Annotated in this window: 20 protein-coding genes, 3 rRNA genes and 1 pseudogene; 10 read left to right on the top strand and 14 right to left on the bottom strand. The window is 61.4% G+C overall.

All coding sequences use genetic code 11. The annotated features are described in order from the left end of the window. Positions 1 to 69: 69 nt before the first annotated feature. Positions 70 to 1,086 carry a ketol-acid reductoisomerase gene (gene ilvC / locus AC5WNJ_RS15820; protein ID WP_043337232.1) on the top strand — a complete coding sequence of 339 codons (1,017 nt, stop codon included), beginning with the start codon at positions 70 to 72 and terminating at the stop codon, positions 1,084 to 1,086. Positions 1,087 to 1,294: 208 nt separating this feature from the next. Beyond that, positions 1,295 to 2,146 carry a CDP-diacylglycerol--serine O-phosphatidyltransferase gene (gene pssA, locus AC5WNJ_RS15815; RefSeq protein ID WP_253064735.1) on the top strand — a complete coding sequence of 284 codons (852 nt, stop codon included), beginning with the start codon at positions 1,295 to 1,297 and terminating at the stop codon, positions 2,144 to 2,146. Between the two features lie 3 nt (positions 2,147 to 2,149). Here the strand turns inward: pssA and AC5WNJ_RS15810 are convergent, their stop codons facing one another. Next, a complete protein-coding gene (locus AC5WNJ_RS15810) occupies positions 2,150 to 2,590 on the bottom strand; it encodes a hypothetical protein (protein WP_495930166.1) in 441 nt (146 codons plus the stop codon). 202 nt (positions 2,591 to 2,792) lie between these two features. Here AC5WNJ_RS15810 and AC5WNJ_RS15805 point away from each other — a divergent pair. From AC5WNJ_RS15805 to rrf, 3 genes are all read left to right on the top strand, one after another. Then, positions 2,793 to 4,333: ribosomal RNA gene (locus AC5WNJ_RS15805) — 16S ribosomal RNA — on the top strand. 241 nt (positions 4,334 to 4,574) lie between these two features. Next, positions 4,575 to 7,462, top strand: a 23S ribosomal RNA gene (locus AC5WNJ_RS15800). 138 nt (positions 7,463 to 7,600) lie between these two features. Continuing rightward, positions 7,601 to 7,716: ribosomal RNA gene (gene rrf, locus AC5WNJ_RS15795) — 5S ribosomal RNA — on the top strand. The 16S, 23S and 5S rRNA genes sit together here, the layout of an rRNA operon. 776 nt (positions 7,717 to 8,492) lie before the next feature. Here the strand turns inward: rrf and AC5WNJ_RS15790 are convergent. Beyond that, on the bottom strand, positions 8,493 to 9,392 hold the full coding sequence (locus AC5WNJ_RS15790) for a Tim44 domain-containing protein (protein WP_495930165.1): 900 nt from the start codon (positions 9,390 to 9,392) through the stop codon (positions 8,493 to 8,495). Between the two features lie 74 nt (positions 9,393 to 9,466). On the opposite strand from AC5WNJ_RS15790, the gene AC5WNJ_RS15785 reads away from it, so the two are divergent. Beyond that, entirely contained in the window at positions 9,467 to 10,072 is a 606-nt protein-coding gene (locus AC5WNJ_RS15785) for an isochorismatase family protein (protein WP_495930164.1), read from the top strand. Positions 10,073 to 10,097: 25 nt separating this feature from the next. Here AC5WNJ_RS15785 and yaaA read toward each other — a convergent pair whose 3' ends face one another. The 3 genes from yaaA to AC5WNJ_RS15770 form a co-directional block, all read right to left on the bottom strand. Further along, positions 10,098 to 10,886 carry a peroxide stress protein YaaA gene (yaaA, locus tag AC5WNJ_RS15780; RefSeq protein WP_495930163.1) on the bottom strand — a complete coding sequence of 263 codons (789 nt, stop codon included), beginning with the start codon at positions 10,884 to 10,886 and terminating at the stop codon, positions 10,098 to 10,100. A gap of 107 nt (positions 10,887 to 10,993) precedes the next feature. Next, on the bottom strand, positions 10,994 to 11,446 hold the full coding sequence (locus tag AC5WNJ_RS15775) for a DMT family transporter (RefSeq protein WP_175090767.1): 453 nt from the start codon (positions 11,444 to 11,446) through the stop codon (positions 10,994 to 10,996). Between the two features lie 81 nt (positions 11,447 to 11,527). Further along, a complete protein-coding gene (locus tag AC5WNJ_RS15770; protein WP_176678121.1) occupies positions 11,528 to 12,559 on the bottom strand; it encodes an NADP(H)-dependent aldo-keto reductase in 1,032 nt (343 codons plus the stop codon). Positions 12,560 to 12,869: 310 nt separating this feature from the next. Here AC5WNJ_RS15770 and AC5WNJ_RS15765 point away from each other — a divergent pair, with 310 nt between their 5' ends. Next, positions 12,870 to 13,355 carry a tetratricopeptide repeat protein gene (locus AC5WNJ_RS15765; protein WP_495930162.1) on the top strand — a complete coding sequence of 162 codons (486 nt, stop codon included), beginning with the start codon at positions 12,870 to 12,872 and terminating at the stop codon, positions 13,353 to 13,355. A 266-nt stretch (positions 13,356 to 13,621) separates the two neighbouring features. Beyond that, on the top strand, positions 13,622 to 14,122 hold the full coding sequence (locus AC5WNJ_RS15760; RefSeq protein ID WP_043336558.1) for a 3'-5' exonuclease: 501 nt from the start codon (positions 13,622 to 13,624) through the stop codon (positions 14,120 to 14,122). Positions 14,123 to 14,313: 191 nt separating this feature from the next. Here AC5WNJ_RS15760 and AC5WNJ_RS15755 read toward each other — a convergent pair whose 3' ends face one another. Next, positions 14,314 to 15,282 (bottom strand): NAD(P)H-quinone oxidoreductase, encoded by a 969-nt coding sequence (locus AC5WNJ_RS15755; RefSeq protein WP_043336555.1) that lies wholly within the window; start codon positions 15,280 to 15,282, stop codon positions 14,314 to 14,316. Between the two features lie 212 nt (positions 15,283 to 15,494). On the opposite strand from AC5WNJ_RS15755, the gene olsF reads away from it, so the two are divergent. Continuing rightward, positions 15,495 to 17,276, top strand: coding sequence for a bifunctional ornithine lipid synthase OlsF (gene olsF / locus AC5WNJ_RS15750; RefSeq protein WP_495930161.1), 1,782 nt, complete (start codon positions 15,495 to 15,497; stop codon positions 17,274 to 17,276). 72 nt (positions 17,277 to 17,348) lie between these two features. Here olsF and AC5WNJ_RS15745 read toward each other — a convergent pair whose 3' ends face one another. Further along, a complete protein-coding gene (locus AC5WNJ_RS15745) occupies positions 17,349 to 17,891 on the bottom strand; it encodes an LOG family protein (RefSeq protein WP_495930160.1) in 543 nt (180 codons plus the stop codon). A gap of 318 nt (positions 17,892 to 18,209) precedes the next feature. Here AC5WNJ_RS15745 and AC5WNJ_RS15740 point away from each other — a divergent pair, with 318 nt between their 5' ends. Next, a complete protein-coding gene (locus AC5WNJ_RS15740; RefSeq protein WP_495930159.1) occupies positions 18,210 to 19,550 on the top strand; it encodes a sodium-dependent transporter in 1,341 nt (446 codons plus the stop codon). Between the two features lie 97 nt (positions 19,551 to 19,647). On the opposite strand, the gene AC5WNJ_RS15735 is transcribed toward AC5WNJ_RS15740, so the two are convergent. The 7 genes and pseudogenes from AC5WNJ_RS15735 to AC5WNJ_RS15705 all read right to left on the bottom strand — a co-directional run bounded on the left by AC5WNJ_RS15735 (position 19,648) and on the right by AC5WNJ_RS15705 (position 25,197). After that, positions 19,648 to 20,175 carry a DUF501 domain-containing protein gene (locus tag AC5WNJ_RS15735; protein WP_176678117.1) on the bottom strand — a complete coding sequence of 176 codons (528 nt, stop codon included), beginning with the start codon at positions 20,173 to 20,175 and terminating at the stop codon, positions 19,648 to 19,650. Continuing rightward, positions 20,153 to 20,482: a hypothetical protein gene (locus AC5WNJ_RS15730; RefSeq protein ID WP_176678116.1), complete on the bottom strand. Its 330-nt coding sequence runs from the start codon at positions 20,480 to 20,482 to the stop codon at positions 20,153 to 20,155. Before AC5WNJ_RS15730 ends, AC5WNJ_RS15735 begins: the two co-directional genes overlap by 23 nt. Before the next feature lie 106 nt (positions 20,483 to 20,588). After that, complete coding sequence (locus AC5WNJ_RS15725) at positions 20,589 to 21,068, bottom strand: aminoacyl-tRNA deacylase (RefSeq protein ID WP_495930158.1); 480 nt, start codon at positions 21,066 to 21,068, stop codon at positions 20,589 to 20,591. A gap of 95 nt (positions 21,069 to 21,163) precedes the next feature. Beyond that, positions 21,164 to 21,553, bottom strand: a pseudogene (locus tag AC5WNJ_RS15720) (acyl-CoA thioesterase); the annotation flags it as partial. A gap of 46 nt (positions 21,554 to 21,599) precedes the next feature. Then, positions 21,600 to 22,421, bottom strand: coding sequence for a hypothetical protein (locus AC5WNJ_RS15715; RefSeq protein WP_175090758.1), 822 nt, complete (start codon positions 22,419 to 22,421; stop codon positions 21,600 to 21,602). Further along, on the bottom strand, positions 22,418 to 23,440 hold the full coding sequence (locus AC5WNJ_RS15710; protein ID WP_495930157.1) for a zinc-binding dehydrogenase: 1,023 nt from the start codon (positions 23,438 to 23,440) through the stop codon (positions 22,418 to 22,420). Before AC5WNJ_RS15710 ends, AC5WNJ_RS15715 begins: the two co-directional genes overlap by 4 nt. A gap of 215 nt (positions 23,441 to 23,655) precedes the next feature. Then, positions 23,656 to 25,197, bottom strand: coding sequence for an alanine/glycine:cation symporter family protein (locus AC5WNJ_RS15705; RefSeq protein ID WP_495930156.1), 1,542 nt, complete (start codon positions 25,195 to 25,197; stop codon positions 23,656 to 23,658). Between the last annotated feature and the right edge of the window lie 6 nt (positions 25,198 to 25,203).

The following is a 25,203-nucleotide window of genomic DNA, read 5'->3' as shown; positions in this document are numbered from 1 at the left end:
AGAACAACAGACACTCTTTCAAGATCTCACGCATCCCGCTGACGGGGTGAGCCGCCAGGAGCAATGACGATGAAACTCTATTACGACAAGGATTGTGACCTTTCCCTCATCCAGGGCAAGAAAGTGGTCATCCTCGGTTACGGTTCCCAGGGTCACGCCCACGCGAACAACCTGAAGGAATCCGGCGTCGACGTCACTGTCGCCCTGCGTCGTTCTTCCTCCAGCTGGGCCAAGGCCGAAGCGGCGGGCCTGAAGGTTGCCGAAGTCGAGGAAGCGGTCAAGGCGGCTGACCTGGTCATGATCCTGGCGCCGGACGAGAACCAGAAGGCCATCTACGAGAACCAGGTGGAACCGAACCTGAAGCAGGGCGCGACCCTGGCCTTCGCTCACGGCTTCAACGTCCACTACAACCAGGTCGTGCCGCGTGCTGACCTCGACGTCATCATGATCGCGCCGAAGGCACCGGGTCACACCGTGCGGTCCGAGTTCGTGAAGGGCGGCGGTATTCCGGACCTGATCGCCATCCATCAGGATGCGACTGGCCAGGCCAAGGACATCGCACTGTCCTACGCGGCAGGCGTCGGTGGCGGCCGTACCGGCATCATCGAGACCACCTTCAAGGACGAGACCGAAACCGATCTGTTCGGTGAGCAGGCTGTCCTGTGTGGTGGCGCGGTCGAGCTGGTCAAGATGGGCTTCGAGACCCTGACCGAAGCGGGCTACGCACCGGAAATGGCCTACTTCGAGTGTCTGCACGAGCTCAAGCTGATCGTCGACCTGATGTACGAAGGCGGCATCGCCAACATGAACTACTCCATCTCCAACAATGCGGAGTATGGCGAGTACGTGACCGGTACCGAAGTCATCAACGAGCAGTCCCGTGTCGCCATGCGCAATGCACTCAAGCGCATCCAGAGCGGTGAATACGCCAAGATGTTCATCCAGGAAGGCAACACCAACTACCCGTCCATGACGGCCCGTCGTCGCCAGAACGCCGAGCATCCGATCGAGCAGACTGGTGAGAAGCTGCGCGGCATGATGCCGTGGATCACGGCCAACCAGCTGGTCGACAAGTCGCGCAACTGATCCGTTCTGCTGGATCTGGCGTGAAATGAGCGGGGCGCTCTCCATCAGGAGGGCGCCCCGCTTGCGTTGCTGATCCATAAGCGCTATCGAATGGGGGAGGGAGTGACAGTCGACGGTGAGGTCGCTAGGGTGTCACCACTATTCGCGCTCACTGGCAGGTGTAGAATGTGGCTACCCTGCCACGACGAGGCATGATGCAAGGAATCCCATGACTGACGAAAATCGACATCCCGGAGTAGAAGGCGGCGCCGAAGCAGAGGCGCGCCGTAGCAGCTCAGTGCTGGACAAGGTGGTGGAGGAGTTCACCGACGACAGTGAAGTCGTGGAAGAGGCCATCGAGGACGGCAAGCCCGTTCGCCGGCGTGGCATCTACCTGCTGCCCAACCTGTTCACTACCTCGGCGCTGTTCTCCGGCTTCTTCGCCGTGGTGTGTGCGCTGAACGGGGAATTTGCCAACGCCTCCATCGCCATCTTCGTCTCGATGGTGCTCGACGGTCTGGACGGTCGTGTAGCTCGCCTGACCAACACCCAGAGTGCCTTCGGTGCCGAGTACGACAGCCTCGCGGACATGCTGTCCTTCGGTGTAGCGCCGGCGCTGGTCACCTTCAGCTGGATTCTTCAGGACGTCGGCAAGATCGGTTGGATCGCCGCCTTCGTCTACGTCGCGGGTGCTGCGCTGCGTCTGGCGCGCTTCAACGTCCAGATCGGCTCCACCGACAAGAAGTGGTTCATCGGCCTGCCGAGCCCGGCAGCGGCGGCACTTGTGGCCGGCTGCGTGTGGACCATGCACAATTTCGACGCCGAGACCTTCGCCTTCAAGTCGCTGATGGTCTTCGTGGTTGCGGCTGCCGGTATCCTGATGGTGTCGAACATTCGCTACTACAGCTTCAAGGAGATCGACCTCAAGGGGCCGGTGCCCTTTGTGGCGCTGCTCGCCATCGTGCTGGCCTTCGTGGTCATCTCGCTGGAGCCGTCCGTGATGCTGCTGGGCCTGTTCGGTTGCTATGTCGCCAGTGGCCCGATCATGGCGCTGGGTCGCAAGCTGCGCGGAAACAAGTAGGCGTCAGCTGTCAGCAGTGTGATGATCGATATTCGGCCCCCCCATTCCTGGCGGGGCCGAATGTGTTTCTGGCCGGGGGAAGATGTCAGCAAGCAACGGCAAGACGAGGACAATAAGAAAGAGAAGCAGAATGAGGAGAGAAGAGAAAGGCATTTCAGAGATGTCACCCGTATGCCCCGAGAATGACAATCTCTTCAAAAAGCCCTTGCCCTCACGGCGGTTCGTGCGTAAAGTACGCATCCGCTGCCGGGGACGCATGGCGTCACCAGCGGTGAAAGAGGTTTGCAGGTGATTGTTTTGCTTGATGTTTTTGAAGTCCGCTTCGAAACCATCGATTGACAATTCCGGGCGATTCGCTAGAATACGCCGCACTCCTTGTGGAACAGGTGATCGAGCGACGCTCCTCACCGCTTGATGATGCTTAGAGGCAGTCGACTGACTCATCATCAAGTGCTTGACTTCTCAAGCGTTCCGGGTAGAATATGCCTCCTCGCTTCACAGCGACGCTCTTTAAAAATTTGATCAGGTAATTCGTGTGAGCGCTTGCCGATGAGTGGTGACAAGGTCACCAAATATCGGAGCAAGCCTCTCACGAGAAGTTTGACTCTGAACCAAGTTTGGTCTGCTTAACAGACTATCAAGCTTTCAACTGAAGAGTTTGATCATGGCTCAGATTGAACGCTGGCGGCAGGCTTAACACATGCAAGTCGAGCGGAAACGATCCTAGCTTGCTAGGAGGCGTCGAGCGGCGGACGGGTGAGTAATGCATGGGAATCTGCCCGATAGTGGGGGACAACCTGGGGAAACTCAGGCTAATACCGCATACGTCCTACGGGAGAAAGCAGGGGATCTTCGGACCTTGCGCTATCGGATGAGCCCATGTCGGATTAGCTTGTTGGTGAGGTAACGGCTCACCAAGGCGACGATCCGTAGCTGGTCTGAGAGGATGATCAGCCACACTGGGACTGAGACACGGCCCAGACTCCTACGGGAGGCAGCAGTGGGGAATATTGGACAATGGGCGAAAGCCTGATCCAGCCATGCCGCGTGTGTGAAGAAGGCCTTCGGGTTGTAAAGCACTTTCAGCGAGGAAGAACGCTTGTGGGTTAATACCCCGCAAGAAAGACATCACTCGCAGAAGAAGCACCGGCTAACTCCGTGCCAGCAGCCGCGGTAATACGGAGGGTGCAAGCGTTAATCGGAATTACTGGGCGTAAAGCGCGCGTAGGTGGCTAAGTCAGCCAGGTGTGAAAGCCCCGGGCTCAACCTGGGAACGGCATCTGGAACTGCTTGGCTAGAGTGCAGGAGAGGAAGGTAGAATTCCCGGTGTAGCGGTGAAATGCGTAGAGATCGGGAGGAATACCAGTGGCGAAGGCGGCCTTCTGGACTGACACTGACACTGAGGTGCGAAAGCGTGGGTAGCAAACAGGATTAGATACCCTGGTAGTCCACGCCGTAAACGATGTCAACTAGCCGTTGGGTCCCTTGAGGACTTAGTGGCGCAGCTAACGCAATAAGTTGACCGCCTGGGGAGTACGGCCGCAAGGTTAAAACTCAAATGAATTGACGGGGGCCCGCACAAGCGGTGGAGCATGTGGTTTAATTCGATGCAACGCGAAGAACCTTACCTACCCTTGACATCCAGAGGACTTTCCAGAGATGGATTGGTGCCTTCGGGAACTCTGAGACAGGTGCTGCATGGCTGTCGTCAGCTCGTGTTGTGAAATGTTGGGTTAAGTCCCGTAACGAGCGCAACCCCTATCCTTATTTGCCAGCGAGTCATGTCGGGAACTCTAAGGAGACTGCCGGTGACAAACCGGAGGAAGGTGGGGACGACGTCAAGTCATCATGGCCCTTACGGGTAGGGCTACACACGTGCTACAATGGCAAGTACAAAGGGTTGCAATACGGCGACGTGGAGCCAATCCCATAAAGCTTGCCTCAGTCCGGATTGGAGTCTGCAACTCGACTCCATGAAGTCGGAATCGCTAGTAATCGTGGATCAGAATGCCACGGTGAATACGTTCCCGGGCCTTGTACACACCGCCCGTCACACCATGGGAGTGGACTGCACCAGAAGTGGTTAGCCTAACCTTCGGGAGGGCGATCACCACGGTGTGGTTCATGACTGGGGTGAAGTCGTAACAAGGTAGCCCTAGGGGAACCTGGGGCTGGATCACCTCCTTATCGACACTGTCTATCGCTCGCGGCAAGTGCTCACAACGAATTACCTGATCTTATTGCTGGCTTAGCCGGCAGTGGCAAGCGTGCTCATCAGAGCGCGCTTCTCACTGTTCTCTGAACAGCCGCTCTTTAACAATGTGAATCATGCTGACGATGGAATGTGCGCCAAGCACATCTCCATCAAACGATATGTCGGAGAGGTCCGACACAATCGTAATCCTTGACAGACCCCTTGGGGTTATATGGTCAAGCGATTAAGCGCATACGGTGGATGCCTTGGCAGCCAGAGGCGATGAAGGACGTGATAGCCTGCGATAAGCGTTGGCGAGGTGGCAAATACCCTGCGACCCAACGATTTCCGAATGGGGAAACCCACTCACCATCAGGTGAGTATCTATAGGCCAATACATAACCTATAGAGGCAAACCCGGGGAACTGAAACATCTAAGTACCCGGAGGAAAAGAAATCAACCGAGATTCCCCAAGTAGCGGCGAGCGAACGGGGACCAGCCCTTAAGCGTGACAACCGACAGGCGAACAAGCTGGGAAGCTTGACGATACAGGGTGATAGTCCCGTAGTCGAAGTCCGAGTCACGTGAAATCGAGTAGGTCGGGGCACGAGAAACCCTGACTGAACATGGGGGGACCATCCTCCAAGGCTAAATACTCCTGGCTGACCGATAGTGAACCAGTACCGTGAGGGAAAGGCGAAAAGAACCCCGGCGAGGGGAGTGAAATAGATCCTGAAACCGTATGCGTACAAGCAGTGGGAGCACCTTCGTGGTGTGACCGCGTACCTTTTGTATAATGGGTCAGCGACTTATATTCTGTGGCGAGCTTAACCGTATAGGGGAGGCGTAGGGAAACCGAGTCTTAACTGGGCGACCAGTCGCAGGGTATAGACCCGAAACCGGGCGATCTATCCATGGCCAGGGTGAAGATTGAGTAACATCAATTGGAGGCCCGAACCCAAGTATGTTGAAAAATGCTGGGATGAGCTGTGGATCGGAGTGAAAGGCTAATCAAGCCCGGAGATAGCTGGTTCTCCTCGAAAGCTATTTAGGTAGCGCCTCACGTATCACCGCTGGGGGTAGAGCACTGTTTCGGCTAGGGGGTCATCCCGACTTACCAACCCGAGGCAAACTCCGAATACCAGTGAGTGCAGCGTGGGAGACACACAGCGGGTGCTAACGTCCGTTGTGAAAAGGGAAACAACCCAGACCGTCAGCTAAGGTCCCAAAATCCTGATTAAGTGGGAAACGATGTGGGAAGGCTCAGACAGCTAGGAGGTTGGCTTAGAAGCAGCCATCCTTTAAAGAAAGCGTAATAGCTCACTAGTCGAGTCGGCCTGCGCGGAAGATATAACGGGGCTAAATCAGGTACCGAAGCTACGGGTTCATCCTCTGGATGAGCGGTAGAGGAGCGTCGTGTAAGCCAATGAAGGTGGATTGAGAAGTCTGCTGGAGGTATCACGAGTGCGAATGCTGACATGAGTAACGATAAGGGGAGTGAAAAACTCCCCCGCCGGAAGACCAAGGTTTTCTGTTCTACGTTAATCGGAGCAGAGTGAGTCGGCCCCTAAGGCGAGGCGGAAACGCGTAGTCGATGGGAAACGGGTTAATATTCCCGTACCGGATGTGGTTGCGATGGGGGGACGAAGAAGGCTAGGTGAGCCAGGCGTTGGTTGTCCTGGTGAAAGCATGTAGGCCGAGGAATCAGGCAAATCCGGTTCCTCTGAGGTCGAGATGCGAGACGAACTGACCACGGTCAGGAAGTCATCGATGCCACGCTTCCAGGAAAAGCCTCTAAGCTTCAGATCACATGCGACCGTACCCCAAACCGACACAGGTGGTCAGGTAGAGAATACCAAGGCGCTTGAGAGAACTCGGGTGAAGGAACTAGGCAAAATGGCACCGTAACTTCGGGAGAAGGTGCACCGGTTAGAGTGAAGGACTTGCTCCGTAAGCTCCTACCGGTCGAAGATACCAGGTGGCTGCAACTGTTTATTAAAAACACAGCACTCTGCAAACGCGCAAGCGGACGTATAGGGTGTGACGCCTGCCCGGTGCCGGAAGGTTAATTGATGGGGTTAGGATTCGTCCGAAGCTCTTGATCGAAGCCCCGGTAAACGGCGGCCGTAACTATAACGGTCCTAAGGTAGCGAAATTCCTTGTCGGGTAAGTTCCGACCTGCACGAATGGCGTAATGATGGCCACGCTGTCTCCACCCGAGACTCAGTGAAATTGAAATCGCAGTGAAGATGCTGTGTACCCGCGGCTAGACGGAAAGACCCCGTGAACCTTTACTATAGCTTTACACTGGATGCTGATGTTGTCTGTGTAGGATAGCTGGGAGGCTTTGAAACCACATCGCCAGATGCGGTGGAGCCAACCTTGAAATACCAGCCTGACATCATTGGCGTTCTAACTCAGGTCCGTCATCCGGATCGAGGACAGTGTATGGTGGGTAGTTTGACTGGGGCGGTCTCCTCCCAAAGAGTAACGGAGGAGCACGAAGGTACCCTCAGCACGGTTGGAAATCGTGCATTGAGTGCAAGAGCATAAGGGTGCTTGACTGCGAGACAGACACGTCGAGCAGGTACGAAAGTAGGTTCTAGTGATCCGGTGGTTCTGTATGGAAGGGCCATCGCTCAACGGATAAAAGGTACTCCGGGGATAACAGGCTGATACCGCCCAAGAGTTCACATCGACGGCGGTGTTTGGCACCTCGATGTCGGCTCATCACATCCTGGGGCTGAAGTCGGTCCCAAGGGTATGGCTGTTCGCCATTTAAAGTGGTACGCGAGCTGGGTTTAGAACGTCGTGAGACAGTTCGGTCCCTATCTGCCGTGGGCGTCGGAAGTTTGAGAAGAGCTGCTCCTAGTACGAGAGGACCGGAGTGGACGAACCTCTGGTGTTCGGGTTGTCATGCCAATGGCATTGCCCGGTAGCTACGTTCGGACGGGATAACCGCTGAAGGCATCTAAGCGGGAAGCCCCCTTCAAGATGAGACTTCCCTGAGGCCTTGCGCCTCCTGAAGGGCCCTTGAAGACGACAAGGTTGATAGGCTGGGTGTGGAAGCACAGCAATGTGTTGAGCTAACCAGTACTAATTGCCCGTGAGGCTTGACCATATAACACCCAAGGGGTTTGCCCAGGCAAACCGCCGGGATTGCGACAGGATCGACGACATATCGGTCAGCATGATTCATATTGCGAGTCGCGAGGTCACAAGCCTCGAGACTCAGGCATCGCAAGATGCCACCGTTTCGCCTGACGACCATAGCGAGCGTGAACCACCCGATCCCATGCCGAACTCGGAAGTGAAACCGCTTAGCGCCGATGGTAGTGTGGAGTTTCTCCATGTGAGAGTAGGTCATCGTCAGGCACTTATCCCGAACCGCCCCTGTAGCCTTGCTGCAGGGGCGGTTCTCTTTGTGGTGAGAAAAGTTGCTCAGGAAAATTGGCGCGTAAAAAGCCCATGGATGGCCACCTCATGAGAAGCCCGCACCAAGGGCAGTTATAAAAAGCTCCTCAGGTACTTGTCCCGCGCCGACCCTGTCGTCTTGCTGCAGGGGCAGTTCAGTATGTGACAAAGCGTAGAAGTGCAACCAGTCTTGCTGATGAAGGGAAGCGCGCAAGGATCCTCCTGTGGACAACCGGAACATGGGAGTGACACCTGAATTATCCACAAGGGCTTGTCGAGCATGAAGAGTTTCCAGGGGCAGGCAACTCTAGCTGAAATCTTGGGTGCAGCCGGCTGATGGCAAGACTGATCAGGCGTCGCGGGTTCTGCACCTCAGGGTTGCTCATGTTTTTTACGATCAGGCTGAACTAAAGCTCAATCGGCGACTCTGAGTATGTGAGTTTCGACGTTCCCTTGCTTAGAAACTTGTCTGTGCTATCCCATCAGCAGACTTTTTGCGATCTGGCGCTCCTGCCTTGCAGTCGAGCAGCCTATCCGCCGGTCACTTCCCCAGTGGCCGGTTTTTTTATGCCTGTCATTCTGACGGTGCCTTTGTGGTCTTGGGCGAGCTGTTGCAAAGCCCTGGTAGGTCATCTGCAGCGAGACACAAAAAAGCGGCCGGATGAGTGATCATCCGGCCGCTTTGGCATCTGATGTGGCCCTCACGGAGTGAAGGTCACGTCAGTGAGAGGAGCGTCTTAGCTGTTCTGCTCGATGCCTTGGATGTGCCAGTCGGCGCCATCGCGCAGCTCACGGACCAGGTGCCAGGTCTCGTTGAACTCGTTCTGCTCGCCATTTTCATCCAGCACGCCGTGGAACAGGACCGTCGCTTCCGCCTGCTTGCCAATCTCCTGCACGCTGCCCAGTTCAGCAAACAGACGCACGATCTCGGTACGGTTGTTGGCCGGTTGCTGAGCGCGCTCTTCCCGCAGCAGATTGTAGAGCTCTGGCGTGACGTACTCCTGAATGCGCGGCAGATCGTTGTTGTCCCACGCGCGCTGCAAGGTCATGAAGTGTTCCTTGGCGCCTCCTAGGAACTGTTCCTTGTTGAACCAGGCCGGCTCGCTGGTCGGGGCACCGCCTGTCAGGCCTGCCCCGATACCACCGGCAGGAGCCAGCGACTCGCCTTGCGGCTGATGCGCTTCACGCGCCTGCACATTGCGCGGCTGGTCATCGTGGCGTGTAGAGGAGCCACCACTACTACCTGCCGGCCCGCCGCTCGCCATGGCGGCCTTCTTGCGCGCGCTGAGGAGCTTGAAGGCAATGAAGGCGATCACCGCGATGATCAGGAAGTCTGTCATACGCAGACCATCGAAGGCGCCGCCGAAGAACAGCGATGCCAGCAAACCGCCTGCCAGCAGGCCTGCCAGAGGCCCGGCAAACTTGGACAAGCCGCTGGAGGGCTTGGACTTCGCTGCAGTGCTGCTGTTGGTGGCCTTGTTGCTGCCGAACAGTGAGCTGGAGGATTTTCCGCTGTCAGCGGATCGTGAGTAGCTACCGAAACTCTTGCCGCCGCCGAGGCGCTTGGCCTCTGCGTGTTCGACGCTCAGACCGAAGCCGAGCAAGCCGACCATCAGCATGATGAACAGATGGCGCATGTGGGATCTCCTTGGATGCGCTAGCGTGTAAGTGGAAGCTCCATTCTAGCCTTAGAATCGTCGTGGGAGGACCAATGGACGACGAAAAGTCTCAACATCTGGTGGCGAGGCGATCATTGTTGTTGCTGATCGATTTCCAGGCTCGCCTGATGCCGGTTCTGAATGGCGGAACCGAGGCCATCAACAGTGCCATCTGGCTGGGCGGAATCGCCCAGGCGCTGGAAATTCCCGTCTGGCTGACCGAGCATTGCCCCGACAAGTTAGGCGCAAGTGCCCCGATGACGCACCTGTTGAGCGAACGCACACGCTGCTTCACCAAGCGAAGTTTCAGTGCGCTGGAAGAGCCGGCATTTCGCCATGCGCTGGAGAGCAGTGGCTGTGATCAGCTGGTGGTCTGTGGTGCCGAGGGGCACGTCTGCGTGATGCAGACGGTACTTTCATTGTGCAGTGCAGGTTATCGAGTGGCGCTGGTGGCCGATGGAGTTGCCAGTCGCCGCCCGCGGGAGGCGGCGCTGGGAGTGGCCCGCTGTGAGGCCGCGGGCGCCAGTATCGTCAGTGCCGAGATGGTGGCGTATAAATGGCTTGGGTGTGCAGACCACGTCCTGTTCGGCGATATTCATCGCCGTTACTTCAAACCGCGCGCCGCGGAACACCTGACTTTCCCGGGGCTGGGGGGATGAGGCGTGAAGTGCCTGCCATCACGTATCAGGCGCGTGCCGCGTCGGCCTCACTGCGCGTGAAGACCAGTGTATCGCCCTCGGAGGCGGCATTGGAGAAGCGGTAACCGGCTACGTCGAAGTCTTTGAGGTCCTCGGCTGTCTCGATATCGTGCTTGAGCATCCAGGCGCTCATCAGGCCGCGTGCACGCTTGGCGTAGAAGCTGATGATCTTGGACTGGCCATTCTTCTCGTCCTTGAAGACCGGCGTCACGATGCGGTGGCGGAACGCCTTGGCATCGATGGCCTTGAAGTATTCATTGGAGGCCAGGTTGACCAGTATCGGCGTGCCGCTGTCTTCCACCGCCTGCTCCAGTGCTGGTGTCAGCGTCTTGCGCCAGTAGGCGTAGAGGTCCTTGCCGGCCGGGTTGCTCAGACGCGTCCCCATCTCGAGGCGGTAAGGTTGGATAAGATCCAGCGGGCGCAGCAGTCCATAGAGACCGGAGAGAATGCGCAGCTTGTGTTGTGCGCGTTCGAAGTCTTCCTCGCTGAACGTCTCTGCCGCCATGCCCTGATAGACATCCCCTTGGAAGGCCAGTACTGCCTGCTTGGCATTCTCCGGCGTGAAGGGTGGCTGCCATTCCTGGAAGCGAGCGGCATTGAGGCCGGCCAGCTTGTCGGAGAGCTTCATCAGGCTAGCGATGTCCTGCGGCGACTGTTCGCGCAGGATGTCGATCAGCGGTTGAGCCTGCTCGAGAAAATCGGGTTGGCTATGACGAGAGGTCACGGGGGCGCTGTCGAAATCCAGCGATTTGGCGGGCGAAATCACACTCAGCATGTAGACCTCCTGGCAGGGAAAGGTCTCAGTATATCAGGCAGACAAGATGGCCCCGAGTCCGTCAGAACTATCGGGGCCATAGATTGCACTGCGTGACGCCATAGGCATCAATAGCGGCGGATCAGGAAGACCCCCGCGAACAGCAGCAGGACGCCTGCCACGCGCCCCAGCGAAAGATCATGCTGCGGGAAGGTCGCCCAGCCGAAGTGGTCCAGCACTACCGAGGCCGTCAGCTGCCCCGCCAGGAAGGTGGCCATCATGGTGGCAGCGCCCAGCTTGGGGACCAGTATCACGCTGGCCGCGACGAAGAAGGCACCCAGCAGACCGCCGGTCCAGCTCCACCAGGGGGCTGCCTTGAGGGCGCCGACGCCCGGCATGGGCAGGCGCATGGCCAGCACGATGACGACGAGCGCGATCGAGCCGACCACGAAGCTGACCATGGCAGCCATGAGCGAGCTGTGAGTCTGCAGGGCCAGTGTGGAATTGACGCCAGCTTGAATCGGCATCATGGCACCGGCGGCGACAGCCATGAGGATCATGCTCAATTCAGCGAGATTCATGAGGGGTCCTTGGTCACGAGCAGGCCGGTCATGATGCCCGGCCTGTCGGGGGTTGTGTATCCGCTGCGGGTCAGAGGCGATTCACGGGCACGGGTTGGGCGCGGTGTTGTGGATCATCTCGATCTCGGCCAGCACTTCTTCGCTCAGCTCCACCTCGAGGCTTTTGATGTTGCTTTCCAGCTGGGTCATCGTCGTGGCACCGATGATGTTGCTGGTCAGGAACGGACGAGTGTTGACGAAGGCAAGGGCCATCTGGGCCGGATTCAGACCGTGACGGCGGGCGATGTCCACGTAGCAGGCGATGACGTGCTGAGCCGGCTCGGCGTTGTAGCGCTGGAAACGCTCGAACAGCGTCAGGCGAGCGCCTTGTGGACGGGCACCGTCCAGATACTTGCCGGACAGGGTGCCGAAGGCCAGCGGCGAGTAGGCCAGCAGGCCGACATCTTCACGGTGCGCGAACTCGGCCAGGCCCACTTCGAAGCTGCGGTTGACCAGGTTGTACGGGTTCTGGACGCTGGCCACGCGCGGCAGGTTCAGGCGCTCGGCCAGGTTCAGGCACTGCATCACGCCCCATGGCGTCTCGTTGGACAGGCCCACGGCGCGGATCTTGCCGGCGGTGACCAGCTCGCCGAGGGCAGACAGGCTTTCTTCCAGCGGCGTCATGTCTTCCTCTTCGGTCGGCTGGTAGCCCAGCTTGCCGAAGAAGTTGGTCTTGCGGTCCGGCCAATGCAGCTGATAGAGGTCGATGTAATCGGTGCCCAGGCGACGCAGGTTGTCGTCACAGGCGGCGATGATCTGCTCACGCGTCAGGCGTGAACCACCGCGCAGGTAATCCATGCCCGGGCCGGTGACCTTGGTGGCGATCTTGACCTGATCACGATTGCCGCGTGCCGCCAGCCAGCTGCCGATGTATTCCTCGGTACGGCCCTGGGTCTCGCCATTCGGGGGCACCGGGTACATCTCGGCGGTGTCGATGAAGTCGATGCCAGCGTCGAGCGCGCGGTCCAGCTGCTGGTGGGCATCGGCTTCGCTGTTCTGCTCGCCGAAGGTCATGGTGCCAAGGCATAGCAGACTGACGTCGATGCCAGTACGGCCAAGAGCTCTACGTTGCATGCAGGATTCCCCTATCGGGTAGGTGTCAATGTAGCGGGCAGGGCGAGTGCTTCCAGCACGCGCGTGGTTCGCGCGCGTACTTTACCCCAAGGATGGCGCACATATTAGCAGCGTAACAAAAACCCACAAGGCGGGCTTGAGTCCCCCCGATTGCGCGAGTATGCTTGGCGCCCCGCTGTCAGGGGAGCAGTCTTTCTAGGCCGCCCGCAAGGGCAAACTGACAGTGTTGGCAAGGAGAATAGCGTCGCGGGCTCAGGATCGGGCCAGGACACGGCGTCACCCCTCTTATTCTGTATCAAGGTTACTCGTCATGCCGCAGGCCCCAACCCTGATGACTGGACTGAAATACCGCCTGGCGGAGCGTCTGTTCCACGCCTCCTGGCTGTCCGGCTCTCAGCAGAAGCATCGTCTGACCATGCGTCTGTTCAATCACTGCGCCAACGCCGGTCACACCGGTGCGTTGTCATTGTACGGGCACATGCTGTTCCAGCGCGGCAACTCCGCTCAGGAAAAGGCCAAGGGTGCGCGTTTCGTCATCAAGGCCGCGCAGGCCGGTGACGTGCATGCCCAGTATCAGGCGGCGCGTATCTATGAGTATGGCTGTGCCCAGTATCAGAGCGATCCGGCCAAGGCCGTGACCTGGTACGCGCGTGCCGCCGAATGCCGCCACGCTCTCGCGGCCCAGCGCCTGGCGCGAGCCTATCGTGAAGGCTCCCTTGGTCTGGCGGTCTGCCCGCACAAGGCCGAGCAGTGGGAAGCCCACGCCCGCACGAGTGGTGAGGCAGACCTGCACTGAGCTGATGTACTGACCGGATGCACCAGCTGCTGTACTGCCCTCGCTGCCACTGACAACGCCCTCTTCGTGAGGGCGTTGTCGTCTCTGGCCCTCCCGGGCACGTCTCTTGAACGTGATGCCAGCGTGATGGCGCAGATCGACCTGATGCCTGCGTTGACAGCGTCGCGCTCAGGACTCGCCAAGCAGGGGGCAATTCCCGTAACCTGAGGACATTCAACCCCTTCTCGCCCGGGCCCTGTCTGCCTGAGATACCTTGGGAGATTCGTGTGACGCTGCCTATTCTGCTCGATATTGAAGCCTCCGGCTTTGGCCGTGGTAGCTATCCGATCGAGATCGGGCTGGCGCGTGCCGACGGCAGCAGTTGCGCCTTCCTGATACAGCCTCTTGATGAGTGGGTGCATTGGGACCCCAAGGCGGAGCTGTTGCACGGCATCTCACGGGCACGGCTGGCACGCGAAGGGCGGCCAGTGCGTGAGGTGGCGCAGTGGGTCAATGATGAGCTGGGTGAGGCGGGAATCGCCTATAGCGACAGCTGGGGCTACGACAATACCTGGCTCTCGCTGCTGTTCTATCATGCCGGCATGCTGCCGCGCTTTCGTCTCGAGGCGCTCAGACGGCTGCTTGATGAGGAGCAGCTGAATTGCTGGGCGGAGCTCAAGGAAGCGGTGATCGCCGAGGGTGGCATCCAGCGCCATCGCGCCGGAGACGACGCCCGCCTGCTGCAACTTACCTGGCAGAAGGCCCAGTCGATCGGACGCAGCGAATAAGCCTGCGCGAGGCGCCTCGGGGTCTACGCCTGGCGGCATGAGCGACACTGCTGTCAGGCGGGGCTGTCAGGTGAGGCAGTGTGCACGAGATAGCGCCCAGCGAAGTCAAAAAAGCGGCAGCCCAACGGGTTGCCGCTTTTTTATACTGCCGTTTTTTCATGCTGCGGATGTCATCAGCGCCATGATGAGGCTCAGGCGCCTGTCACCGCCAGCAGCACCTTGCCGGTGCTGGCGTTGTCCTGCACATAGGCATGCGCGGCATCGGCTTCCTGGATCGGCCAGCTCTTGTCGATATGCGGGCGCAGCTCACCTCGCGCCAGGCGTGGCCACACATGCACGTAGAGCGCATCCAGCACCATGCCCTTGCCATCGGGGGAGCGCGAACGCAGGGTCGAGCCGATCAGGCGCTGACGCTTCATCAGCATGCGGCCCAGATCCAGCTCATCCATGCGCCCGCCCATCAGGCCGATCAATACCATGCGGCCGTCCTGTTTCAGCACCTGCTGATTGTCGGCCAGATAACCGCCGCCTACCGGGTCGAGAATCATGTCGGCACCGCCCCAGTCGTTCACGGCCTCGACGAAGCTGCCATCGTGGCGGTTCCAGCCGGCATCCGCGCCGAGGCGCAGGCAGGTCTCCAGCTTCTCCTGGCTGCCGACGGTCACGAAGCACGGATGCCCGAACAGCCCGCACAGCTGGATGGCGGTAGTACCGATACCGCTGGCACCGGCGTGCAGCAGTACGCGCTCCTTGTGCTTGAGATTGCCCTCGATGAACAGGTTCAGCCAGGCGGTGGCGAACATCTCCGGCAGGGCGGCGGCGTCTCTCAGGCTATAGCCCTCCGGCACCGGCAACACCTGCAGGGCATTGACGACCACCTCCTCGGCATAGCCGCCACCGGACAGCAGCGCACAGACCGGATCGCCGACCTTGAAGCGCTCGACGTGGCGGCCGACCTCACGAATGGTGCCGCTGACTTCCAGCCCCAGAATCTGACTGGCGCCTTCGGGAGGCGGATATTGGCCGGCACGCTGCATCAGATCGGCGCGATTGACGCCGGCCCAGGCTACTTCGATACGCACCTCATCCGAGGCGATCCCGTGCGGGGCCTCGGTTTCCTGCCAGACCAGTGACTCATTCTCGACGGCTATCGCAAACATTCGCTCTCTCCTTGGCGTGGCAGTCGCGCTGCCTGTTCGTACGCGGATGATCTCTGTGCCGAGGCGCATCGGCCGCGGCCCACGTGGGCGGCTGTCATCTCACTGTACGGGGACTGTGACGCATCTGTCATGAAGTGGCGCGAACCTGACGTGATATCAAGCCCCATGATCCAGACATCGCGTCCCGCACTCTGTGCGGCCAAGGAGAGAGCATGATCGATACTGCCCGCGTCATCGCTGCCAAGTATCCTGCCTTTGCCAAACGTCACCCGCTGATCCGACGGCCAGCTCTGGCCATGCTGCGGCGCCTGGTGCATGAGGGGGAGATCAATGCCTTCCTCGGCGAGAACTCGGACCAGCGCGGTTTTGATTTCATTGACCGCGTGCTCGATCACTTCTCCTTCGGCTACTCGGTCTCCTCGCGGGAGCGCGAGAACATTCCGGCCTACGGGCGTGTCGTCATCGTTGCCAACCATCCGCTGGGATCACTGGATGGCCTCGCACTGCTCAAGCTGGTCGGCGAAGTGCGCCGCGACGTCAAGATCGTCGCCAATGACATCCTGATGAAGGTCGAGCCGCTGGCACCCTTGCTGCTGCCACTGGACAACCTCAGTCGACGTGGCTATCGCAAGAGCAGTGGTCAGATCTGCGATGCGCTGATGAATGAAGAGGCCGTGATCATCTTTCCGGCCGGCGAGGTCTCGCGTGCAGGCCCGACCGGGCCGCGCGACGGCAAGTGGCTGTCGGGTTTCCTGCATTTCGCGCGCAAGACCAATGCGCCGGTGCTGCCTATCCACGTCAGCGGTCGCAACTCGACGCTCTTCTATGCGCTGTCGTCGATCAATCGCAGCTTCGGCACGCCCCTGCTGGCCCACGAGATGTTTCGCCAGCGCGAGCGGCAGCTCAAGCTGCGTATCGGCGAGCTGATTCCGCTGGAGCGCCTCGACAGTGATGCTCTCAATACCAACGCCAAGACGCGTCTGCTACGCAAGCATCTGTATCGCATCGGGCGCGGCAAGCGTGGCCTGTTCGTGACCGAGAAGGCCATCGGCCATCCGGAGGAGCGCCAGGCGCTGCGTGAGGAATTGACGCCCTGTGAATTGCTGGGCGAGACCCGCGACGGCAAGAAGATCTATCTGTTCGATGCCTTCCCCGGCTCCAGCGTGATGCGCGAGATCGGTCGTCTGCGCGAGATCAGCTTCCGGCGGGTCGGCGAGGGCACCGGTGAGCGGCGTGATATCGATCGCTATGACGCCCACTACCGGCATCTGGTGCTGTGGGATGACGCCGACCTCGAGATCGCCGGTGCCTATCGCATCGGTGAGGTACGCAAGATCATGGCGGCACATGGCGAGAAGGGGCTCTACAGCCCGACCCTGTTCCGCTTCACGCCGGAAATGTTCGAGCGCATGCAGGACGGTCTGGAGCTGGGGCGCAGCTTCGTGCAGCCGCGTTACTGGGGGCGGCGCAGCCTCGATTACCTGTGGCAGGGGCTGGGCGCCTATCTGCGCTGTCATCCCGAGATTCGCTGGCTGTTCGGTCCGGTCACGCTCTCCAACAGCTATCCGGAGGCCGCCAAGGCGTTGATCGTCAGCTACTACCGTCATTATTACGGGGATGATGAGGGGCTGGCGCGTGCACGGGCGCCGGTCGCCCAGAGCGTGCCGGGCAGCGCCGCCCATGAAGCGGAGCGGCTGTTCGATGGTCAGGACGCCGATGGCGATTTCCGCCGCCTGCGTGCCCAGCTGGATGCGATGGGCGTGACGGTACCGACGCTCTACAAGCAATACGCCGAGGTCACCGAGCCCGGTGGTACCCGCTTCCTCGATTTCAGTGTCGACGCCGATTTCGGTTACTGCATCGACGGCCTGGTGATGGTCGATGTCGAGCAGGTCACCGCCAGCAAGCGGGCGCGCTATATCGGCAAACCCGTTCAGCAACAGGCCGTCTCGGACGATAGCGTCGCGACTGTCGGCGAGACGGCGTTGAGCTGAGACAGCCGCTTGCATCGTCACTCCCCATGGCGCCGGCATCATGCGCTTGATGGGGAGTGACATGACAGCCTGTCAGGCTTCAGGCGCCAGACGCTTCAGCAGGGGCGCGATCTCGCGCTCGCTGATCAGGCGCGCGCGAGTGTCTGCATCGAGGAAGCCCGCCTCGACGGTGCGGTCCAGAAACTCGAGCAGGGGCGCGAAGAAGCCGTCACTGTCGAGGACAGCGATCGGCTTGGCGTGGAAGCGCAGATACTGCCAGGTCCAGGTCTCGAACAATTCCTCCAGGGTGCCAATCCCGCCGGGCAGGGTCACGAAGGCATCTGCCAATGCGGCCATCTGCGCCTTGCGCTCATGCATGTCCGAGACCTCGATCAGGCGCGTGAGGCCGGTATGCGCCTTCTCGTTGCGTACCAGTGCCTGGGGGATCACGCCGATCACCTCGCCACCCGCCGCCAGCGCGGCATCTGCCAGTGCGCCCATCAGTCCGGCGCGCGCGCCACCATAGACCAGTCCCCAGCCGCGCTCGGCGATGGCCGTGCCCAGGGCTTCGGCCAGTTGGCGGTGCTGTGGGGAGACGCCCTCGCGGGAGCCCAGATAGACACAGATGCGATGCATGTTGCTCTCCTGAAGGTTGCTCGGCGGCGCTCACTGCTGGCTGCCGTGCCTTGCTGTCATGTCCTGCCTATCCTACGCGAGTTGTGCGGCGACGCTATGACGCCCATGAGGAACTCGGCATTGCCCCGTGGCCAACGCGAGTCGCGTGCTGAGTTTCGGCGTTGTCGCCTGCATTCGCGGGCCTGCTCTGCTACCCTTGCCGCCCCCGCAGGCGACGGCTGGCGGGCGCTGGCGCCCCGTGAGCTTGCATCGGGATGCACCCCAACTCATCGCGACGTCGTCTTCGACGGACGCGGAACAACAAGGCAGGAGAGGCAGATGGCGCAGGTGCGCGGACGCTTTGCCAGTCGGCTGGGCTTCTTGATGGCCGCCGCTGGTTCGGCAGTAGGACTTGGCAACGTGTGGGGCTTCCCGTCCCAGACGGCCAACAACGGAGGCGGGGCCTTCGTGGTGATGTATCTGGTGCTGGCCTTCCTGTTGGCATGGCCGGCCTTGATGGCTGAGCTTGTCATCGGCCGCCATGGTCAGGCCAACATCGTCACCAGCATGAGCCTCGGACAAGGCATTACCAAGCGCTTCGGCGCGCTGGCGGGCTGGGCGGGCATGCTGACCGCCAGCCTGATTCTGGCCTTCTATGCCATCGTCGCGGGCTGGCTGCTGGGCTATACCGCCGCGCCGGTCGCTGATGCACTGGGCATGAGTTCCGCCGCCAGCTGGCTGACCACCTTCGACTTCACGCGCAATGTCTCGCTGACGGCGGTTTTCCTCGCCCTGACGATGGCGATCGTGGTCGGCGGCGTGCGCGGCGGGATCGAGAAATGGTCCACGCGGCTGATGCCGCTGTTGCTGATGCTGCTGGTCGGATTGATCGGCTACGTTTTGACCCTGCCGGGCGCCGATGAAGGCCTGAGCGTCTACCTGATGCCGCAGTGGGACCGCATCTTCGATGCCGACCTGATGCTGAGCGCGATGGGCCAGGCGTTCTTCTCGCTGTCGCTCGGTGTGGGCGCGATGCTGATCTACGGCTCCTATCTGGGGCCGGAGCAGCACCTGCCGCGTCTCGGTGTGCTGGTGACGCTGATCGATGTCGGCATCGCCTTCCTCGCCGGCCTGCTGGTGATTCCGGCCATGTATGCTGCGCGTCATCTGGGCGTCGAGATCTTCGATGCCGAGGGCTTGCTCAAGAGCTCGGATACTCTGCTGTTCGACACGCTGCCGGCGCTGTTCGGCCAGATGGGCGGCGCAGGTGGCACCCTGATGGTGGCGTTCTTCGCGCTGATGAGCGTGGCGGGCATCACCTCGTCCATCTCGATGCTGGAAGTGCCGGTGTCCTTCGTGGTCGAGCGTGGCTGGTTGGGTCGGCGTGCCGCTACCTTGGCCGTCGGTGCCGCCATCATGGCCATCAGCCTGACCATCGCCGCCAACTTCGGGGCACTGTTCGGCCTGGTGATCATGTTGACCACCCAGTACAGCCAGCCGCTGGTCGCGCTGGTGATGTGCCTGCTGGTCGGCTGGGCGATGTCGCGCCATGCGCTGCTCAAGGAGATCCAGAGCGGGGCGCCGGACATCGAGTCCAGCCTGTTCTGGAAGATCTGGCCGTGGTACGTGCGCCTGATCTGCCCGCTGTGCATCGCGCTGGTCTTCGCGCACTCGCTGTAGGCCTGACGCTCGTCCCGACGCAAGAAGCCCGCCAATTGGCGGGCTTCTTCGTCTTCTGCATTCAAGCCGACGGCATCGGGTTGAGCGTCGCCAGAGCTCAGGGCAGCTCGGACAGCACGTCGTAATGGGCATCGACCCAGTGACCGATGGCGTTGCCCTCGGCGTAGGCGAGATGCTGGGCGTACTGGGTGTGCAGGCAGCGCACCTGATTCCAGTCACGGATACCGCCGACGCCACGTTCACGCATCAGCTCAGTGAAGCCCTGGGTCTCGATGGCGTTGCGCTCGGCTTCGCTCATGAAGCTCCAGCGTTCGGCGACGTAGGCCTCATGGCTGGCACGGTAGCGTGCCAGTAGTTCCTCGTCGGTCTTGAGGCGTTCTTCCAGCCCCTTGATGACGCCTTCGGCCTCGATGCGTGACAGCGAGATCTTGAGGCGTTCATCGCACAGCCAGTAGAGGGTCGGGAAGGGCTTGCCATCCACCAGCGAATGCATGCGCAGCACCAGCGGCGTGCCCTCGCCATCAGTGGCGGCCACGGCCTGGATGCCGCGCGGCTTGCGCCCGAGCTGGCGCTCGATGATCTCGAGCTCCCGCGCGTCGGGACTATGATTGGTCAGGATCACCATGCTTGCGGTCAGGCTCCAGCACACACTTGTTGGACCGGGATACGGCCCGGAAGAAAGCCTGGTTGAGCTGCTGGGGGCTTGGCACATAGCCATGCCATTCACGCTCGCAGTAGTCACTGCCGCGCGCCATCAGCTCCGGGGCCAGACGATTGAACCAGCCATCATAATCGTAGGGGTCAAGGCCCGGCAAGCTGATGTGCGGGTAGTCGGCGAAGCGCTCACTGAACCATTGCTCCAGCGCCGCTTCGACCTGCGCATGCAGCTCGGTCATGTCCGGATAGATCCACTTGCTGTAGCGAATGCCCATCGGGCCTCCTCGCTGACGCGGTGCTGTGGCGGGTGCTCGTCGTGGAGAGTCCATCATGCAGGGCCTGCCATGAAGTGCCTGTGCTGGAATGCCCGGCCCGCGGCCATCAGTCGTCACGGGCCAGCGGGGCGAACTGACCATTGCCCAGCTCACACAGTAACGCGGGGGCGAGCGCTATCTCCAGTCCACGGCGACCGCCGCTGATGAAGATTTCCGCCTGTGTCGCAGCGCTGTCATCGACCCACAGTGGCAGACGCTTCTTCTGCCCCAGCGGACTAATGCCGCCGACCACATAGCCGGTGGCACGTTCGGCGGCATCATGCGCGGCCAGTGCCGCCTTGCGTGCCCCGCAGGCGCGTGCCAGTGCCTTGAGGTCGAGCGTGCCGCTGACCGGCACCACGGCGACCACCAGCGGCTGACGTGCGTTGCCGCCTTCCAGCTGGCAGACGAGGGTCTTGAAGACCTGGGCGGGATCCAGCCCCAGCGTGTGGGCAGCCTCTTCCCCGTAGGCGGGGGCTCGCGGGTCGTGGGTATATTCGAGTGTGCGGTGTGGCTTGCCCTTGAGCAGCTTGAGCGCGGGTGTCATGCCGGCACGCTCCCCTCTGAGGTGGCGCTGTGCGTGCCGAGTGCCCGGGCGGCTTTGCGCAGGGCCGGGACATCCAGTTCGGCGCTGTCGGTGTGCTCGTGCACATGGCTGACCAGGGTCGCGCGCAGCTCGCCCTCGATGGGCAGCGATTGCTTGGCATGATGATCGAACTGCACCAGCACGCAGTGGCCGCGCGCGCCGCAGACGCCGCTTTGCCACGCTTCCTGGGTCACGGTGAAGGAGCTGCCGCCGAGGCGCGACAGCCAGGTGCGAATCTCCACCGGCTGGCCATATTGCAGCTCGGCGAGGAAGTCGACCTCGATGCGCGCCATGATCAGCGGCCACTTGCGCGGATCGAGGTCCGGCACGAAGACGCGGAACAGGTCATTGCGCGCCCACTCGAACCAGGCCGGCAGGCGCGTATTGTTGATGTGCCCGAGGGCATCGGTGTCGAAGAAGGCCGGTTCCAGTGTCTTGAAGTACATGCGTCGCTCCTGGGCATCCATGCGGCATTTCAGCCTATCAGGAAGCTCAGGCGCTGGCTGTACGTCGTGAGGCTAGTCGACGTTGCAACGGCGTGAACACGCCCAGCCACGCCGTCGCCACGATGAAACCGAGCAGGGTGCCCAGGCCGACCCCCATGCCGGGGTAGCTGAGCGAGACCACCAGCGCGTAGCACAATAGTGAGCCGAGGCCGGCCGGGTAGTGCTTGATGACGGTCGCGACGGCTACCGGCCCCTGGGTGAGATGCAGAATCACCAGCAGCGGGTACATGGTGACCGGGAAGGCCGCCACCAGGCCTGCCCAGGAGGGCGGCAGCAGGTGGGCCAGCGCGGTGATGCCGAACACGATGCCGGCGGCCAGTCCGGCGCGCGCCAGCAGCGAGACCCAGGAGAAGGGTGACTTGCGCGCCGTGCTTTCCGGTACGCCGCGATAGAGGCGCATGCACAGCACGATGGCGATCAGCGTCACGATCACGCCGCTGACGCGTGTGAACTCGAACTGCGCCAGTGCCAGACTGGCGATCAGCCAGCCCAGCAGGCCGCCCAGGGTGCCGTTGATGACGCCGCGCAGCCCTTGGGCACGCCCGCATAGCCAGTAACCGACCCCCAGCGCCAGCGTCGAGGAGAAGCCGGCCAGGGTATAGACGGCGCTCTGGCCGGCAAACTCGGGGGAAATCTCCACGCCGATGAAGCCCAGCGTGATGGCCGTACCCAGCGGGTAGCCGGACAGCAGCCCGGCCATGCGCGTCGAGAGGCGCTCCGCGATCAGTGACAGCCCGATCACCACCGCCACCGAGATCAGCAGCTTGAGCAGTTGCAGGCCCAGCTCACCCTGAAGTGCTGCGCTCATTGGGCGGCGTCCCAGAACTGACGGCGCACCAGCGAGATCTTGCCCACTGCCTTGCCGGAGGCCTGATGACGATGGGCCTCGGCGACCTCGCTGAAGTCGAACTGACGCTCATCGAGGCGCACCTTGAATTCGCCTTCCTCGACCAGCTCCACCAGCTTGCCCAGCGCCTGGCGCTGCTGTTCATGTCCGATGCCAGCGGTCAGCGGCAGCAGGATCGACAGCACTTCCAGGCTGCGGCTGCCGGCGTGCAGCGGCGAGAGATCCACCGTGGTGCGCGCGTTGATGGTCACGATGCGCCCGCCCAGCTTGCTGGCGGCGAAGCTGGCCGCCAGGTTGTCGCCGCCGACGCAATCGAAGACCAGGTCGAAGCCCTCGCCACCCGTCAGCCGGGCCACGTAATCGGCCACGGCTTCCTCGCGGTAGCGGATGACGTGGTCCGCGCCGCAGTCGCGTGCTGCCCGGGCCTTGGCATCGCTGGACACCGTGGTGGCGACTTCCGCGCCGATGCAACGGGCGATCTGCAATGCCACATGGCCGACGCCACCGGCGCCGCCGTGGATCAGCACGCGTTGTCCCGCTTCCAGCCGGCCACGCTCCACCAGTGCCTGCCAGGCGGTGATGAACACTGCCGGCAACGCGGCGGCTTCCATGAAGCTCAGGCGGCGCGGCTTGCGGGTGATCAGGCGTTCATCGGCGAGCATGTATTCCGCCAGCGCACCCGGATGAGCGGCGACACCGCCGGCAAAGCCGAGCACCTCGTCGCCGGGCGAGAAGGCCAGCACGTCATCGCCGACGGCATCGATCACACCGGCCAAGTCGCCGTGCAGCACACAGGGCGCTGGCGGCAGGAGAGGCACCTGACCGCTGGCCAGCTTGAGATCCAGTGGATTGACGCTGGAGGCAGCGACACGAATGCGCACCTGGCCGGGGCCGGGAGTGGGCAGCGGGCATTCGGTCGCCACGAAGTCGGCATCCGGGCCGGGATTGCGCAGCACCATGGCATGCATGGAAGCGAGCATGAGACGTCCTCGTTGATACGGGTTCCGGCCAGTGTGGCCAGTGAGCGCCACACCCTACCCATTGCGCTGCGTTGCGGCAATCCGACTTGGGTGGTTTCAGCCGTCCAATGCACGGAATTGCATGATCGACAACGAAAAAGCCCCTGCCGATGGGCAGGGGCCTGGGGTGATGCGGCGGCTGACGGTGTGTCAGGCCCGCCTGGGCGTGATGGGGATCACGCGTTCTGGCGCTTGGCTTTCTTGTCGACCGGTGCGATCTCGCCGGACTTCAGTTTGGCGATGTACTGGGCCAGCTCACGCTTCACGACCGGCATCAGATAGTAGAGGCCGATGATGTTGGCGATGGACATGGCGAAGATCATGGCGTCGGAGAAGTCGATGACCGGGCCAAGGCTCATGGAGGCACCGATGACCACGAAGGCGAGGAAGATCAGCTTGTAGACGGTCTCGGAGCCCTTGCTCTCGCCGAACAGGTAGGTCCAGGCCTTCAGGCCGTAGTAGGACCAGGACAGCATGGTGGAGAAGGCGAACATCAACACGGCCAGGGCCAGCACATACGGGAACCACGGGAAGGCGGTCTCGAAGGCGTAGGACGTCAGCTGGACGCCGCCGAGGCCTTCGACCTGGTAGGCGCCGGTGATGACGATGACCAGCGCGGTCATGGTGCAGATGACGACGGTATCGATGAAGGGCTCGAGCAGGGCGACGATGCCTTCGGTGGCCGGCTGGGAAGTCTTGACCGCGGAGTGGGCGATGGCCGCGGAACCGATACCGGCTTCATTGGAGAAGGCGGCACGCTTGAAGCCCTGGATCAATACGCCGACGATACCGCCGCCGACCGCGACCGGTGCGAAGGCACCTTCGATGATGGCGCCGAAGGCAGCCGGAATCGCGCTGAAGTTGAAGCCGAGGATGATGATCGCCGCGATCACGTAGATGACAGCCATCATCGGCACCAGCTTCTCGGTGACACGTGCGATGGACTTGATGCCGCCAATGATGACCATGCCGACGATGGCAGCCATCACCAGACCGAACAGCCAGCCGTAGCCGACCAGGAAGCTGGCATCACCGCCGGTGACGTTGACGGCCTGCTGATAGGACTGGTTGGCCTGGAACATGTTGCCGCCGCCGATGGAGCCGCCGATGGCGCAGATGGCGAAGAACACCGCGAGTACCTTGCCCAGCCCCGCCTTGCCATTTTCCGCGAAGCCCTTGGACAGGTAGTACATCGGGCCGCCGGAGATGGAGCCATCCGCGTTGACGTTGCGGTACTTCACGCCAAGCGTACATTCACAGAACTTGGAGGCCATGCCGAGCAGACCGGCCAGAATCATCCAGAAGGTCGCGCCCGGTCCGCCCAGCGAGACGGCGACCGCGACACCGGCGATGTTGCCCAGGCCAACCGTGCCTGACAGCGCCGTGGCCAGTGCCTGGAAGTGGGATACCTCGCCTTCATCCTTCGGGTCGGTGTAGTCACCCTTGACCAGACGCACGGCATGGCCGAACAGGCGGAACTGCACGAAGCCGAAATAGAGCGTGAAGACGACCGCCGCGATGATCAGCCAGCCGACGATCAGCGGGAACTGGGTGCCGGCCACCGGTACGGAATAGAAGATGGTCGAGACGATCGGGTTGACGATCGGTCCGACGATGTCACTGATGGCCTGGTCCATGCCTTCGGCACGGGCAGAGCTTGCGGCCATGAGGGCTGCCATGGCGGCAGCCCAGGGGGCCAGGGAGCGGAATCGACTCATGAGAGG

It is taken from the genome of Cobetia sp. PDI-23MA, from assembly GCF_059507735.1.
This window is presented reverse-complemented; position numbering and strand designations above follow the sequence as displayed.

Coding starts and splice junctions, on each gene's coding strand:
- ilvC (WP_043337232.1), top strand. CDS start 70: ATGAAACTCTATTACGACAAGGATTGTGACCTTTCCCTCATCCAGGGC.
- pssA (WP_253064735.1), top strand. CDS start 1,295: ATGACTGACGAAAATCGACATCCCGGAGTAGAAGGCGGCGCCGAAGCA.
- AC5WNJ_RS15810 (WP_495930166.1), bottom strand. CDS start 2,590: ATGAGTCAGTCGACTGCCTCTAAGCATCATCAAGCGGTGAGGAGCGTC.
- AC5WNJ_RS15790 (WP_495930165.1), bottom strand. CDS start 9,392: ATGCGCCATCTGTTCATCATGCTGATGGTCGGCTTGCTCGGCTTCGGT.
- AC5WNJ_RS15785 (WP_495930164.1), top strand. CDS start 9,467: ATGGACGACGAAAAGTCTCAACATCTGGTGGCGAGGCGATCATTGTTG.
- yaaA (WP_495930163.1), bottom strand. CDS start 10,886: ATGCTGAGTGTGATTTCGCCCGCCAAATCGCTGGATTTCGACAGCGCC.
- AC5WNJ_RS15775 (WP_175090767.1), bottom strand. CDS start 11,446: ATGAATCTCGCTGAATTGAGCATGATCCTCATGGCTGTCGCCGCCGGT.
- AC5WNJ_RS15770 (WP_176678121.1), bottom strand. CDS start 12,559: ATGCAACGTAGAGCTCTTGGCCGTACTGGCATCGACGTCAGTCTGCTA.
- AC5WNJ_RS15765 (WP_495930162.1), top strand. CDS start 12,870: ATGCCGCAGGCCCCAACCCTGATGACTGGACTGAAATACCGCCTGGCG.
- AC5WNJ_RS15755 (WP_043336555.1), bottom strand. CDS start 15,282: ATGTTTGCGATAGCCGTCGAGAATGAGTCACTGGTCTGGCAGGAAACC.
- olsF (WP_495930161.1), top strand. CDS start 15,495: ATGATCGATACTGCCCGCGTCATCGCTGCCAAGTATCCTGCCTTTGCC.
- AC5WNJ_RS15745 (WP_495930160.1), bottom strand. CDS start 17,891: ATGCATCGCATCTGTGTCTATCTGGGCTCCCGCGAGGGCGTCTCCCCA.
- AC5WNJ_RS15740 (WP_495930159.1), top strand. CDS start 18,210: ATGGCGCAGGTGCGCGGACGCTTTGCCAGTCGGCTGGGCTTCTTGATG.
- AC5WNJ_RS15735 (WP_176678117.1), bottom strand. CDS start 20,175: ATGGTGATCCTGACCAATCATAGTCCCGACGCGCGGGAGCTCGAGATC.
- AC5WNJ_RS15730 (WP_176678116.1), bottom strand. CDS start 20,482: ATGGGCATTCGCTACAGCAAGTGGATCTATCCGGACATGACCGAGCTG.
- AC5WNJ_RS15725 (WP_495930158.1), bottom strand. CDS start 21,068: ATGACACCCGCGCTCAAGCTGCTCAAGGGCAAGCCACACCGCACACTC.
- AC5WNJ_RS15715 (WP_175090758.1), bottom strand. CDS start 22,421: ATGAGCGCAGCACTTCAGGGTGAGCTGGGCCTGCAACTGCTCAAGCTG.
- AC5WNJ_RS15710 (WP_495930157.1), bottom strand. CDS start 23,440: ATGCTCGCTTCCATGCATGCCATGGTGCTGCGCAATCCCGGCCCGGAT.
- AC5WNJ_RS15705 (WP_495930156.1), bottom strand. CDS start 25,197: ATGAGTCGATTCCGCTCCCTGGCCCCCTGGGCTGCCGCCATGGCAGCC.